Source organism: Streptomyces sp. NPDC029014 (genome assembly GCF_055564695.1).
Genome location: NZ_JBVHVT010000018.1, coordinates 25,273 through 38,371 on the forward strand (window position 1 = coordinate 25,273; position 13,099 = coordinate 38,371).

A 13,099-nucleotide genomic window follows, 5' to 3' on the forward strand; every position below is an offset into this window, starting at 1 on the left:
GATCGTCAATCTGTGCGAACGGTGTGTGCGGAGGACCGCAGGGCACCCGGACAGGGCACGCGGACAGGGCGTCCGGGGCGAGCGCGGCTGGGGGGACAGGACATGAAGACCACGAGGACCACGGGGACCACGGGGAGGACGGGGACCACGGGGAGGACGGGGAGGACGGGGAGGACGGGGATGCGGGACCGGGCGCGGCGGGCGGCGGCGCTGCTGCGGCCGTCGCTGCCGCGCGGGGTGCGCGGCCGGCGGCGGGCCGTGCAGGCGGTGATGGCGGGCTGCGTGCTGGCCCTGCTGCCTTCGACGTGGACGCACGCGGTGGCCGCGGACCGGCTGCGCGGCACGGCGGACGCCCCGGCGGCCGAGGTGGCGATGGTGTTCGGGGCCGGGCTGTGGAACGGCAGGCCGACGCCGTACCTGGCCCGCCGGCTCGACGCGGCCGTGGAGCTGTACCGCGCCGGCAAGGTCAAGGTCGTCCTCGTCACCGGGGACAACAGCCGCACCGAGTACGACGAGCCGGGCGCGATGCGGACGTACCTCACGGGCCACGGCGTGCCGGACGCGCACATCGTCAGCGACTACGCCGGATTCGACACGTGGGACTCCTGCGTCAGGGCCCGGGAGATATTCGGGGTGGATCGGGCGGTGCTGATCAGCCAGGGCTTCCACATACGCCGGGCCGTCGCCCTGTGCGAGGCGGCGGGTCTGGACTCGTACGGGGTCGGCGTGGACGACGAGCACGACGCGACCTGGTACTACGGCGGCACCCGCGAGGTGTTCGCGGCGGGCAAGGCGGCCCTGGACGCGGCTTTCAAGCCGGAGCCGCACTTCCTCGGGCCGAAGGAGCAGGGCGTGCCCCGGGCCCTCGGCGCTCTGCGAGACTGACGCGGCGCTGCCGGGCGGGCTGCTGCCGGAGACCACGGCCGCGGAGCCCGAGCCGGGCGGCCGTGGACCGTCGGGTGCGAAGTCGGTCGGGTGCGAGGCCAGTTCGGGCGAGGTCAGGGGTGGGAAGCGTGGCAGTGGTGGATCTGAGCGGCAAGGTCGTGGTGGTCACCGGCGGGGCCCGGGGGCTGGGCGCGGCGGCGGCGCGGGCCGTCGTGGAGGGCGGCGGCCGGGTGCTGATCACCGACGTGCTGGAGGCGGAGGGTGCGCGGACGGCCGCGGAGCACGGCGGTGCGGCGCGGTTCCTGCGGCACGACGTCACCAGCGAGGCCGACTGGCAGGCCGCCCTCGACCACGCCGTGGCCGAGTTCGGCCGGCTCGACGGGCTCGTCAACAACGCGGGCATAGCCACCGGCACGCTGCTGGAGGAGGAGAGCGTCGAGTACTTCCGCCGGGTCGTCGAGACCAACCTGGTCGGCGTGTTCATCGGCATCCGGACCGCGGTCCCGCTGCTGCGGGCGAACGGCGGCGGCTCCATCGTGAACGTCTCCTCCGCGGCCGGCCTCACCGGCATGGCGCTCACCGCCGGGTACGGGGCCTCCAAGTGGGGCGTGCGCGGACTGTCCAAGATCGGTGCGGTGGAGCTCGCCGAGGCGGGGATCCGGGTCAACTCGGTCCACCCCGGCATGATGCTGACGCCGATGACCGCCGAGATCGGCATCCGGTCCGGCGCGGGCAACTTCCCCGGCGCCCCGCTGGGCCGGGTCGGAGCGCCCGAGGAGACGGCCGCCGCGGTGGCCTTCCTGCTCTCCGATGCCGCCGCGTACGTCACCGGCGCCGAGCTGGCGGTCGACGGCGGCTGGACGGCCGGCCTGACCGTGCGGAACCTGACCGGGCAGTGACGGAAGCCGAGCCCTCACCGGGCGGCGGCGGGGGCGCTGAGGTGCCCGTACAGCAGGTGTAACCGTCAGGCGGCGGCCCGCGTAACACCGCCGCCGCACGCTGAAAGCATGCACACGCCCGGCACCGCCACCGCCACGCACTGCCCGTACTGCGCGCTGCAGTGCGGCATGAAGCTCCGCCCCACGCCGGACGGGGCGGACCCGGCAGCGGTGGAGGAGCGGGCCGACTTCCCCGTGAACCGGGGCGCGCTGTGCGGCAAGGGCCGCACCGCCCCCGCCGTGCTCTCCTCCCGGGTGCGCCTGACCGAGCCGCTCGTCCGCACCCACGCCGGGCGGCTCGAACCGGCCACCTGGGAGGAGGCCCTCGACGCCGTCGCGGCGGGCCTCGCCCGCACCCGGGGCACCCACGGCCCGGACGCGGTCGGCGTCTTCGGCGGCGGCGGGCTCACCAACGAGAAGGCGTACGCGCTCGGCAAGTTCGCCCGAGTCGCCCTCGGCACCTCGCAGATCGACTACAACGGCCGCTTCTGCATGTCCTCGGCCGCCGCCGCCCACCAGCGGGCGTTCGGCCTGGACCGCGGGCTGCCGTTCCCGCTGGAGGACGTCCCGCGCACCGGGTGCGTGGTCCTGGTCGGCTCCAACCTCGCCGAGACCATGCCGCCCGCCCTGCGCTACCTGACGGAGCTGAAGGCCAACGGCGGCACCCTGATCGTCGTCGACCCGCGCCGCACCCGCACCGCGGAGCAGGCCGACCTGCACCTGGCCCCCCGCCCCGGTACGGACCTCGCCCTCGCGCTGGGCCTGCTGCACCTGGTCGTCGCCGAGGGCCACACCGACGAGGAGTTCATCGCCGCGCGCACCACCGGCTGGGAGGAGGCCCGCGCGGCCGCGATGGCGCACTGGCCGGAGCTGGTCGAGCGGATCACCGGCGTCCCCGTGCCGAAGCTGCGGGAGGCCGTCTCGCTGTTCTGCACCCCGTCCTCCGCGATGGTCCTCACCGCCCGCGGGCCGGAGCAGCAGTCCAAGGGCACCGACACCGTCGGCGCCTGGATCAACCTGTGCCTGGCCACCGGCCGCGCCGGCCGCCCCCTCTCCGGCTACGGCTGCCTCACCGGCCAGGGCAACGGCCAGGGCGGCCGCGAGCACGGCCAGAAGGCCGACCAGCTCCCCGGCTACCGCAAACTGGCCGACCCGGCCGCCCGTGCCCACGTCGCCGGGGTGTGGGGCGTCGACCCCGACAGCCTCCCGGGGCCCGGCCGCAGCGCGTACGAACTCCTCGACGCCCTCGGCACCGACGTCCGGGCCCTGCTCCTGATGGGCTCCAACCCGGTGGTGTCGGCCCCCCGGGCCGCGCACGTCGAGGAGCGCATCCGCGCCCTGGACTTCCTGGCCGTCGCGGACGTCGTCCTCTCCGAGACCGCGGCCCTCGCCGACGTGGTCCTGCCCGTCACCCAGTGGGCGGAGGAGACCGGCACCACCACCAACCTGGAGGGCCGCGTCCTGCTGCGCCGCCGCGCCCTCACCCCGCCGCCGGGCGTCCGCAGCGACCTGGAGGTCCTGCACGGCCTGGCGGGCCGCCTCGGCGTCGAGAAGGGCTTCCCGACCGCCCCCGAGGAGGTCTTCGAGGAGCTCCGGCGCGCCTCTGCCGGCGGCCCGGCTGACTACTCGGGCATCTCCTACGCCCGCATCGAGACCGAGCAGGGCGTCTTCTGGCCCTGCCCCGAGGGCTCCGCGGGGCAGCCGCGGCTCTTCCTGGACCGGTTCGCCACCGACGACGGCCGCGCCCGCTTCGTCCCCGTCTCCCACCGCGAGGCGGCCGAGGTCCCGGACGCCGCGTACCCGCTCCTGCTCACCACCGGCCGGGTGGTCGCCCAGTACCAGTCGGGCGCCCAGACCCGCCGCGTCGACGAGCTGAACGCGGCCGCCCCCGGCGCGTTCGTGGAGCTCCACCCGCGCCTGGCGGCCCGTATCGGCGTGGCCGACGGCGACCCGCTCGCGGTCACCTCCCGCCGCGGCCGCGCCGTCGCCCCGGCCCGCATCACGGACGCCATCCGCGCCGACACGGTCTTCATGCCGTTCCACTGGCCGGGCGAGGGCCGCGCCAACACCCTCACCAACCCGGCCCTGGACCCGGTCTCCCGCATGCCGGAGTTCAAGGTCTGCGCGGTCCGAGTGGAACCGGTGCGCTAGCTGCCACCACCACCGCCCGCCCCGGCCGGGCGCTCACTGACCGTCCTGGGCGAAGACCGGTTCCAGGGCGGCCGACAACCGCTCCACGAGGCTCCGCTCGTCGACGCGGAGCGTCGGGTACTCCTTGCGGAAGCCGCTCCAGTCGACGTGGGCGAAGGACGCGAACACGTCGGGCGTGAACCGCACCGTACGTCCCTGCTCCTCGAACTCGCCGGACAGCCGGAACACCTCCTCCACCAGCGCGCGCGACGGGGTGCGGCCCTCCGCCAGGAGCACCGCGTCGTAGGGGTCCTTGCCCTGCGGGTACAGGTCCCCGGCGAGCCACATCAGCTTCCACGCGAGGGACAGTTCCCGGGTGGCGCCGAGCAGCGGCACCCCGGCCGCCTCCACCGGCTCGGCGGGCACCGGCAGCGGCTCGTTGAAGACGAAGTCCAGCTGCACCTGCCCACCGGGCAGCCCGGGTGCGGACCAGGGCAGCACCAGCCGCCGGCCCGGGACGCGCTCGTACGTCCAGATGTACTCGGACACCGCCCCCTGGGCCGGCATGTCCAGCCCCCCGGCCCGATTCCCGGCCAGGCGCTCGGCGGACGCCGCGATGTCGTCGAGCATGCGCCCGGTGCGGTCCTCCTCGATCCGCCAGTCGGCGGGGACCACGACGAAGTCCAGGTCGTGCGGCTCCCGAGCAGCGACCCCGAACCACTGCGCCATCAGCATGCTGCCGCGCAGCACCAGCGACGGCGCCCACCCGGAGGCGTGGACGGCGCGCAGGACGACCGCCATCGCGGTGCGCCGCGCCCGCAGCCAGGCCTCGCGGACCGCCGGGTCCCCGATCGCCGGATCCAGCGGCCGGTACGCCTCGGCGAAGTGCTTCAGCGCCGGATCGGACGCCACCGCCGACGGTGCCTGCGGCCCCACGCCCGCCAGCAGGGTCCGCGGCGGTGAATCCCCGCGCCGCCTCCGCTCCTCGGCCGGCTCCGCCGGGTCGTCCGGTCCGCCCGGGATCGACGGCTCCCACGGCGTACCGCTCATGCGGCCACCCCCTCCTCGATCCATCCGTCGTCCACCGACAGGTCGCTGTCGTGCAGCACGAACTCCCTCTCCTCCGAGCGGATGTCGTACCCGGCGGCCGCCAGCGCGGCGACCAGCGCGTCGCAGGCCCGGCCGGCTCCCGCCGCCCCGGCCGCCCCCGCGGGACCCCGGTACCGCTGGGTGACGAACCGCTCGTGGCTCCCGCCGTCCTGCGCCGCGCGCCGGGCGTTCCACGAGAGGTGCGCCCCGTGCGGGGTGACGAGGGCCTCCAGGGCGGCCCGGTCGAAGCCGGCGGGGAGCAGCAGCTTGAGGTGGTGCTCGAAGTAGCCGCCGCCCGGGCCCGGTCGGTCCGTGGTCCACGGGACGGTCTCCACCTTGACCCGGACCGGGTCGAAGCCGGCCGCACGCAGCAGCGGTACCAGGGCCTCGTGGCCGTCGCGGTCGGGCAGGGTCAGCATCGGCTGCGACACCGTGCGGCCGCGGGCCAGCACGATGTGGGTCACCTTCAGGCCCCGTGCGCCGGCCCAGGCGTGGAGTCGTGCCAGCTCTGCCACGTCCGGGCAGTGCAGCGTGACATGGGTTTCGTACGCGGACATGCCGCCGATCTTGTCGTACATGCGTCCGGTCCGCATCGGCGTTCCCCCCGGCGGGTAACCATCCGGTCACGCACCGGGCTCAGAAAGTGCCCGCACGCCCCTCGTGGCGACGATGTGCCGTACCCCACACTGAGGTGCGGTGCCACCGTCCTCGGAGCCCTGGAGGTCGCCCCCGTGCAGACCCGGATCCTGACCGTCAACGTGAGCCCGCCCGTCCCCGCCGTCGCGGCCCAGGCCCCGGAGGGCGAGGAGCCCGAGGCCGATCCCGAGCCCGGGACGGATCCCCGGACGGAGCCCGGGACGGAGACCGAGCCCGGCAGCGGGCAGGAGGTCGAGGCCGAGGTCGAGGCCGAGGCCGAGGCCGGGGCCGGGGACGGCGACGAGCCCGAGGTGCTGGAGCTGATCGAGCAGGTGCCCGAGCAGCGCCGGCGCGGCGACAGCGCCGCCGGGACGACGGGGCCCTCGGCCGACCTGTTCCGGCAGTACCTGCGCGAGATAGGCAGGATCCCGCTGCTCAGCGCCGCCGAGGAGGTCGAGCTCGCACGGCGCGTCGAGGCCGGGCTGTTCGCCGAGGAGAAGCTGGGCAACACCCCCGACCTGGACCTGGGGCTCGCCCTCGACCTGGACAAGCTCGTCGTCATGGGGCGGATGGCCAAGCGGCGCCTGATCGAGTCGAACCTCCGGCTCGTCGTCTCCGTCGCCAAGCGGTACGTGGGCCGTGGCCTGACGATGCTGGACCTCGTGCAGGAGGGGAACCTCGGCCTGATCCGGGCCGTTGAGAAGTTCGACTACACGCGCGGCTACAAGTTCTCCACCTACGCCACCTGGTGGATCCGGCAGGCGATGTCGCGGGCCCTCGCCGACCAGGCCCGCACCATCCGCGTCCCCGTCCACGTCGTGGAGCTCATCAACCGCGTCGTGCGCGTCCAGCGGCGCATGCTCCAGGAGCGCGGCTACGAGCCCACCGCCGAAGAGGTCGCCGTCCACCTGGAACTGACGCCGGAGCGGGTGCTGGAGGTGCTGCGCCTCGCGCAGGAGCCGGTCTCGCTGCACGCGCCGGTCGGCGAGGAGGAGGACGTCGCCCTCGGCGACCTGATCGAGGACGGGGACGCGGCCTCGCCGATGGAGTCCGCCGCCTTCTTCCTGCTGCGCGAACACCTGGAGGCGGTCCTGTCGACCCTCGGCGAGCGGGAGCGCAAGGTCGTCCAGCTGCGGTACGGGCTGGCCGACGGCAGGCCCCGCACCCTGGAGGAGATAGGGCGCATCTTCGGCGTGACGCGCGAACGCATCCGCCAGATCGAGTCCAAGACCCTGGGCAAGCTGCGCGACCACGCCTTCGCCGACCAGCTCCGCGGCTACCTCGACTGACGGCCGGCCCGGCGAAACGGCGGGGGCGGGACAGGTCCGGCTCCGCCGGATCCCGCCCCGCCCCCGCGCGCGTACCCGCGCCCGCGTACCCGCGCCCGCGTCCGGGGCGGTCCCGGGCCGCGTCCGGTCAGTCGACCTCGGCGACCGCCTGCGCGAACTGCGCCGTGTACAGCCGCGCGTACGCGCCCGACGCCGCCAGCAGCTCCCCGTGCGCGCCCTGCTCCACGATGGAGCCGTTCTCCATCACCAGGATCACGTCCGCATCCCGGATCGTGGAGAGCCGGTGCGCGATCACGAAGGACGTACGGCCGTGCGCGAGCCGCGCCATCGCCTTCTGGATCAGCACCTCGGTACGGGTGTCCACGGAGCTGGTCGCCTCGTCCAGGACGAGGATCACCGGGTCCGACAGGAACGCCCGGGCGATGGTGATCAGCTGCTTCTCGCCCGCACTGACCCCCGCCCCCTCGTCGTCCAGCACGGTGTCGTAGCCGTCCGGCAGGGTGCGGACGAACCGGTCGGCGTGCGCGGCCCGCGCCGCCTCCTCGATCTCGGCGCGCGTGACCTCGCGCGAGGCCCCGTACGCGATGTTCTCCGCGATCGTGCCGCCGAACAGCCAGGTGTCCTGGAGCACCATGCCGATGCCGCCGCGCAGCTCCTCGCGGGTCATCTTCGAGATGTCCACGCCGTCGAGCGCGATCCGGCCGCCGGTGACCTCGTAGAAGCGCATGAGCAGGTTCACCAGGGTGGTCTTGCCTGCGCCCGTCGGACCGACGATGGCGACGGTCTGGCCGGGCTCGACGGTCAGCGACAGGTTCTCGATCAGCGGCTTGTCCGGCTCGTAGCGGAAGGCCACCTTGTCCAGCGTGACCTGGCCGCGGAGCTTCTCCGGACGCTCCGGAACCGCGACGTCCGGCTCCTGCTCCTCGGCGTCGAGCAGCTCGTACACCCGCTCCGCCGAGGCCACGCCGGACTGCACCAGGTTCGCCATCGACGCGACCTGCGTCAGCGGCATCGAGAACTGGCGCGAGTACTGGATGAAGGCCTGCACGTCACCGATCGACAGGCTGCCCGAGGCCACCCGCAGACCGCCGACGACCGCCACCAGCACGTAGTTGATGTTCGATATGAAGAACATCACCGGCTGCATGATGCCGCTGACCAGCTGCGCCTTGAACGAGGCCCGGAACAGCGCATCGTTCTGCTCGGCGAAGACGGCCGCGGACTCCTTCTGCCGGCCGAAGACCTTCACCAGCGTGTGGCCCGAGTACATCTCCTCGATGTGCGCGTTGAGCGCACCCGTGGACTTCCACTGCGCCACGAACTGCGGCTGCGACTTCTTGCCGATCTTCGCGGCGACGGCCACCGACACCGGGATCGTCACCAGCGCCACCAGCGCCAGCAGCGGCGAGATCCAGAACATCATCGCGAGCACGCCGACGATCGTCAGCAGAGAGTTGAGCAGCTGCCCCATCGTCTGCTGGAGCGTCTGCCCGACGTTGTCGATGTCGTTGGTGGCCCGGCTGAGCACCTCGCCGCGCTTCTGCCGGTCGAAGTACGACAGCGGCAGCCGCGCCAGCTTGTCCTGGAGCTCCTCGCGCATCCGGTACACGGTGCCGTTCATGATGTGGTTCGACAGCCGCGTCGCCACCAGCATCAGCAGGCCGGCCAGGACGAAGACCGCCAGCGCCCAGAGCGCCACGACCCCGACGGCACCGAAGTCGATGCCCTCGCCGGGGGTGAACTCGGTGCCGGACAGCATGTCCGCCATGCCGTCCTCGCCCTTGGCGCGCAGCCCGTCGAGCGCCTGCTCCTTGGTGATCCCGGCCGGCATCTGCCGGCCGACGATCCCCGCGAAGACCAGGTCGGTGGCGTTGCCGAGGATCTTGGGGCCGATCACCGTGCAGACGACGCTGCCGAAGACCGCCGCGACCATGCCCCACAGCTTGGCCCGGTCCTGTGCGAGCTGCCGCAGCAGCCGCCTGCCCGAGCCCTTGAAGTCCAGGGACCGTTGGGCCGGTCCCGCCATCATCCGTCCTCCGGGCCCGCTCATGCGGCCTCCGCCTCCGTCAGCTGGGAGAGCACGATCTCCCGGTAGGTCTCGTTGCCGGCCATCAGCTCGTGGTGGCGTCCCTCGCCCACGACCCGGCCCTCGTCGAGCACGATGATCCGGTCGGCGTCGCGGATCGTCGAGACCCGCTGGGCGACGATGACCACCGTCGCGTCCTCCGTCTCGCGGGCGAGCGCCGCCCGCAGCGCCGCGTCCGTGGCGTAGTCCAGGGCCGAGAAGGAGTCGTCGAACAGGTAGATCTCCGGGCGCTGCACCAGCGTGCGGGCGATGGCCAGGCGCTGGCGCTGGCCGCCGGAGACGTTCGTACCGCCCTGGGTGATCGGGGCGTCCAGGCCGCCTTCGAGCGCGGAGACGAACTCCGCGGCCTGCGCGACCTCCAGGGCGCGCCAGAGGTCCTCGTCGGTGGCGTCGGGGGACCCGTAGCGCAGGTTGGACGCGATCGTCCCGGAGAACAGGTACGGCTTCTGCGGCACCAGGCCGACCGTCCTGGCCAGCAGCTCGGGGTCGAGCCGGCGTACGTCCTCGCCGTCGACCAGGACGTGGCCGCCCGTCGCGTCGAACAGCCGCGGGACCAGGCCCAGCAGCGTGGACTTGCCGCTGCCGGTCGAGCCGATGACCGCGGTGGTCTCGCCCGGGCGGGCCACCAGGTCCACCCCGCGCAGCACGGGCGCCTCGGCACCCGGATAGCGGAAGTCGGCGCCGCGCAGCTCCAGCACCCCGGTCCGGGAGAGCTCGGTCACCGGCTCGGCGGGCGGGACCACGCTGGATTCGGTGTCGAGGACCTCCTGGATGCGCTCGGCACAGACCTCGGCGCGCGGCACCATCATGAACATGAACGTGGCCATCATGACGGACATGACGATCTGCATCAGGTAGGCGAGGAAGGCCGTCAGCTGGCCGATCTCCATACCGCCGCTGTCGATCCGCATCGCGCCGAACCAGATCACGGCGACGCTGGAGATGTTCACGACCACGATCACCGTGGGGAACATCAGCGCGAGCAGCCGGCCCGAGGCGAGCGACACGTCGGTCAGCTCGGTGTTGGCGCCGCGGAAGCGGCCCTTCTCGTAGTCGTCGCGGACGAACGCGCGGATCACCCGGTTGCCGGTGATCTGCTCGCGCAGCACCCGGTTCACGACGTCGAGGCGCTGCTGCATCGAGCGGAACAGCGGGCGCGTCTTCCAGACGATCGTGCCGACGGACAGGCCGAGGACGGGCACCACGGCCAGCAGCACGCCCGACAGCTTCACGTCGAGCGAGAGCGCCATCGCGATGCCGCCGATGCACATGATCGGCGCCGAGACCATCAGGGTGAAGGTCATCAGCACCAGCATCTGGACCTGCTGGACGTCGTTCGTCGTACGGGTGATCAGCGACGGCGCGCCGAACTGGCCGAGCTCCCGGGCGGAGAAGCTCTGCACCCGGCCGAAGACGGCGGCGCGGACGTCGCGGCCGAAGGCCGCGGAGGTCCGGGCGCCGTAGTAGACGGCGCCGGCGTTGCAGCCGAGCTGGACGAGGGAGACGCCGAGCATCAGCGCGCCGAAGCGCAGGATGTAGCCGGTGTCGCCGTGGACGACACCCTTGTCGATGATGTCCGCGTTCAGCGTGGGCAGGTAGAGGCTCGCGCTGGTCTGGAGCAGTTGCAGCAGCACCAGCAGGACGATGGGTTTGCGGTACGGACCCAGATGGGTCCGCAGAAGTCGTATGAGCACGCGCAGGCTCCGGTCGGCACGGTCGAGGGGGGCATCCCATCTTCGGCCACCTGTGCGTGCAAACCCCACCGGTTTTCGCAAAGCCCGGACAAAAGGAGGAGGGGGTCCTAGGCCCCTCGGCTCCCTGCCCCGTCCTACGACTGGAAGGCGCCCGGGTGGATCTGTTCCCGCGTCGCGATGTACTGCTGGCGCACCGCCTGCCAGGCCGGGTAGTCCTCGCCCGGCTCGAAGACCTGCGCGGCCGGCGCCGGCCACACCGGCGGGGTGTGCGGGGCCAGCGTCCCCCGCTGCACCCCGAGCGCCCAGGCCGCCTGGCGCGCCGCGCCCAGCGCCGCGTAGTCGGCGGGTGCCGGTACGACGACCTGCGTACCGAACAGTCCGGGGGCCGCCACCTGGACGGCGGGCAGCTCGGCCGCCGCGCCCAGCAGGAACACCCGGCGGACCTCGACCCCGCGCAGGCGCAGCACGTCGAGCGCGTCGGCCAGCCCGCACAGCATGCCCTCGAACGCGGCCTGCGCCAGGTGCTCCGGCTTCATGGAGTCGCGCCGCAGCCCGGACAGGGTGCCCGCGGCGTGCGGCAGGCCGGGCGTGCGCTCGCCCTCCAGGTACGGCAGGAGTACGAGGCCGTGCGCGCCCGGCGTCGACTTCAGTGCGAGGTCGGACAGCCCCTCCAGATCGGTGCCCAGCAGATCGGAGGTGCCCCGCAGGGCCCGTACCGCGTTGGAGGTGTTCACCACCGGCAGGTGCATGCCGCTGCCGTCGGCGAGGGAGGTGACCAGGCCGCTCGGCTCCTGCACCGCCGAGTGGTGGACGGCCATCACGGAGCCCGAGGCGCCCAGCGACACCACGGCGTCGCCCGGGACCAGGCCCAGGCCGAGCGCGGCGGCCATGGTCTCCCCGGTGCCGGCGGAGATCAGCAGCCCCTCCGGGGTCATCCCGGCGGCCTCGGCCGGCGCGAGGACCTCCGGCAGCAGCGCCATGTGGCCGAGCGCCAGCTCGACCAGGTCGGGGCGGTAGCCGCCGGTCGCCGGCGACCAGTAGCCGGTCCCGGAGGCCCCGCCGCGGTCGGTGGTGCGCCGGGCGGGACGGCCCAGCAGCTGCCAGACCAGCCAGTCGTGCGGGGACATCAGCACCGCCACCCGGCGGGCCGCGTCGGGCTCGTTGCGGGCCAGCCAGGCGAGCTTGGCCACCGGCTGTGCGGAGTGCGGGACGGAGCCCACCGCCTCGGCCCAGGCCTGCCGGCCACCGAGGGCCTCGACGAGGTCGGCGGCGGCGACCTGGCCGCGCTTGTCGTTGCCGACGAGGGCGGGGCGGACGAGGGCGCCCTGCGCGTCCAGGGGCAGCAGCGCGTGCTGCTGCGCGGAGACGCCGATGGCCTGGACGCCTTCGAGGAGGCCGCCGCCGGCGGCTTCGCCGAGGGAGAGCAGCCAGGCCTGGGGGTCGGTCTCGTGGGGGTGGATGCCCTCCGGGTCACCCGCGGGCTGCGGATGGGGCGCGTAGCCCTGGCGCAGTACGGCACCCGTGTCGGCGTCGCACACGACGATGCGAGTGAAGGCGGAAGAGCTGTCCAGCCCGGCGACTATCCCCATACGGAGAATTCTGCCGCACGGAACGCCCGGATCCGCCGTCCCGGAGGGCGGCGGATCCGGCATCGCCGCAGCGGCGAACCGGCCCCGGAACGGCGGCGAACCGCGGGGTGAACCGCGGCGTGAACCGCGGGTGGACCGGACGGCTCAGGTGTTGCTCGTGCCCCAGTCGTCGTCGTAGCCGGCGGAAGAGCCCGCCCGGCCGCGCAGCGCCCGCACCCGGTCGGTCACCGAGGCGGGCAGGACGTCCCCGACCCGGTCGCTCACGGCGGTGAAGGCCTTGCCGGCGTACTGGCGCCCCTGCTGGCCGGCGGTCTCGGCCGCGTTGCGCACGGCCGGGTTCTGCGCCATCTCGCGCGCGCACTTCTTCATCTGCTCGTAGCGCTCCCGCCCGGCCCGCGTCCCGAGGACGTACCCGAGGGCCACTCCGCTCACGAACGTGACCTTGTAGCGCATGCCTGCCACCCTTCGTCGTGTGGTGCCCGGCCCGCTGTCGATACCGATTGGCGGAGCACCCCCCTGCTTGCGCTAATCTATGACTCGCAACGGGCACTCGCCCCCCGGCAAGGCCGGAGGTGGGCCGTTCGGTGCAACGCAGCAATCCCCTGTAGCTCAATTGGCAGAGCAGCCGGCTGTTAACCGGCAGGTTACTGGTTCGAGTCCAGTCGGGGGAGCGCGGTCCCCTGTAGCTCAATTGGCAGAGCAGCCGGCTGTTAACCGGCAGGTTACTGGTTCGAGTCCAGTCGGGGGAGCAGAGGGAAGAGGG

At 73.4% G+C, this 13,099-nt stretch carries 10 protein-coding genes and 2 tRNA genes; 6 read left to right on the forward strand and 6 right to left on the reverse strand.

Annotated elements, in window-relative coordinates:
- Nucleotides 1-180: 180 nt before the first annotated feature.
- The 3 genes from ACZ4VL_RS12315 (at nt 181) to ACZ4VL_RS12325 (ending at nt 3,974) form a co-directional block, all read left to right on the forward strand.
- Nucleotides 181-885, forward strand: a complete 705-nt coding sequence (locus ACZ4VL_RS12315) for a SanA/YdcF family protein (protein WP_468198864.1) — start codon at nt 181-183, stop codon at nt 883-885.
- A 134-nt stretch (nt 886-1,019) separates the two neighbouring features.
- Nucleotides 1,020-1,784 carry a glucose 1-dehydrogenase gene (locus tag ACZ4VL_RS12320; RefSeq protein WP_468199022.1) on the forward strand — a complete coding sequence of 255 codons (765 nt, stop codon included), beginning with the start codon at nt 1,020-1,022 and terminating at the stop codon, nt 1,782-1,784.
- A 108-nt stretch (nt 1,785-1,892) separates the two neighbouring features.
- Entirely contained in the window at nt 1,893-3,974 is a 2,082-nt protein-coding gene (locus ACZ4VL_RS12325) for a molybdopterin oxidoreductase family protein (protein WP_468198866.1), read from the forward strand.
- 33 nt (nt 3,975-4,007) lie between these two features.
- Here the strand turns inward: ACZ4VL_RS12325 and ACZ4VL_RS12330 are convergent, their stop codons facing one another.
- Both ACZ4VL_RS12330 and ACZ4VL_RS12335 read right to left on the reverse strand, forming a co-directional pair.
- The gene (locus ACZ4VL_RS12330) at nt 4,008-5,003 is read right to left on the reverse strand and encodes a nucleotidyl transferase AbiEii/AbiGii toxin family protein (protein WP_468198868.1); all 996 of its coding nucleotides are present in this window, start codon (nt 5,001-5,003) and stop codon (nt 4,008-4,010) included.
- Entirely contained in the window at nt 5,000-5,635 is a 636-nt protein-coding gene (locus tag ACZ4VL_RS12335; protein WP_468198871.1) for a hypothetical protein, read from the reverse strand. Before ACZ4VL_RS12335 ends, ACZ4VL_RS12330 begins: the two co-directional genes overlap by 4 nt.
- Nucleotides 5,636-5,713: 78 nt before the next feature.
- Between ACZ4VL_RS12335 and ACZ4VL_RS12340 the strand changes: the two genes are divergently transcribed.
- Nucleotides 5,714-6,967, forward strand: a complete 1,254-nt coding sequence (locus ACZ4VL_RS12340; RefSeq protein WP_468198874.1) for a sigma-70 family RNA polymerase sigma factor — start codon at nt 5,714-5,716, stop codon at nt 6,965-6,967.
- 127 nt (nt 6,968-7,094) lie between these two features.
- Here ACZ4VL_RS12340 and ACZ4VL_RS12345 read toward each other — a convergent pair whose 3' ends face one another.
- The 4 genes from ACZ4VL_RS12345 to ACZ4VL_RS12360 all read right to left on the reverse strand — a co-directional run bounded on the left by ACZ4VL_RS12345 (nt 7,095) and on the right by ACZ4VL_RS12360 (nt 12,789).
- Complete coding sequence (locus tag ACZ4VL_RS12345; protein WP_468198876.1) at nt 7,095-9,017, reverse strand: ABC transporter ATP-binding protein; 1,923 nt, start codon at nt 9,015-9,017, stop codon at nt 7,095-7,097.
- Complete coding sequence (locus ACZ4VL_RS12350) at nt 9,014-10,747, reverse strand: ABC transporter ATP-binding protein (RefSeq protein WP_468198879.1); 1,734 nt, start codon at nt 10,745-10,747, stop codon at nt 9,014-9,016. The genes ACZ4VL_RS12345 and ACZ4VL_RS12350 overlap by 4 nt, the downstream gene beginning before the upstream one ends.
- Before the next feature lie 134 nt (nt 10,748-10,881).
- Nucleotides 10,882-12,336, reverse strand: a complete 1,455-nt coding sequence (locus ACZ4VL_RS12355; RefSeq protein ID WP_468198881.1) for an FGGY family carbohydrate kinase — start codon at nt 12,334-12,336, stop codon at nt 10,882-10,884.
- A 144-nt stretch (nt 12,337-12,480) separates the two neighbouring features.
- Nucleotides 12,481-12,789: a YtxH domain-containing protein gene (locus tag ACZ4VL_RS12360; protein WP_468198884.1), complete on the reverse strand. Its 309-nt coding sequence runs from the start codon at nt 12,787-12,789 to the stop codon at nt 12,481-12,483.
- Between the two features lie 145 nt (nt 12,790-12,934).
- On the opposite strand from ACZ4VL_RS12360, the gene ACZ4VL_RS12365 reads away from it, so the two are divergent.
- Together ACZ4VL_RS12365 and ACZ4VL_RS12370 are read left to right on the forward strand one after the other, a co-directional pair.
- Nucleotides 12,935-13,007: transfer RNA gene (locus ACZ4VL_RS12365), tRNA-Asn, on the forward strand.
- A gap of 5 nt (nt 13,008-13,012) precedes the next feature.
- Nucleotides 13,013-13,085, forward strand: a tRNA-Asn gene (locus ACZ4VL_RS12370).
- The last annotated feature ends 14 nt before the right edge of the window (nt 13,086-13,099 follow it).

What these genes read in the sequence shown, in the direction of transcription:
- ACZ4VL_RS12315 (WP_468198864.1), top strand. Translation starts at nt 181, where the DNA reads ATGCGGGACCGGGCGCGGCGGGCGGCGGCGCTGCTGCGGCCGTCGCTG.
- ACZ4VL_RS12355 (WP_468198881.1), bottom strand. Translation starts at nt 12,336, where the DNA reads ATGGGGATAGTCGCCGGGCTGGACAGCTCTTCCGCCTTCACTCGCATC.
- ACZ4VL_RS12360 (WP_468198884.1), bottom strand. Translation starts at nt 12,789, where the DNA reads ATGCGCTACAAGGTCACGTTCGTGAGCGGAGTGGCCCTCGGGTACGTC.
- ACZ4VL_RS12325 (WP_468198866.1), top strand. Translation starts at nt 1,893, where the DNA reads ATGCACACGCCCGGCACCGCCACCGCCACGCACTGCCCGTACTGCGCG.
- ACZ4VL_RS12335 (WP_468198871.1), bottom strand. Translation starts at nt 5,635, where the DNA reads ATGCGGACCGGACGCATGTACGACAAGATCGGCGGCATGTCCGCGTAC.
- ACZ4VL_RS12330 (WP_468198868.1), bottom strand. Translation starts at nt 5,003, where the DNA reads ATGAGCGGTACGCCGTGGGAGCCGTCGATCCCGGGCGGACCGGACGAC.
- ACZ4VL_RS12345 (WP_468198876.1), bottom strand. Translation starts at nt 9,017, where the DNA reads ATGAGCGGGCCCGGAGGACGGATGATGGCGGGACCGGCCCAACGGTCC.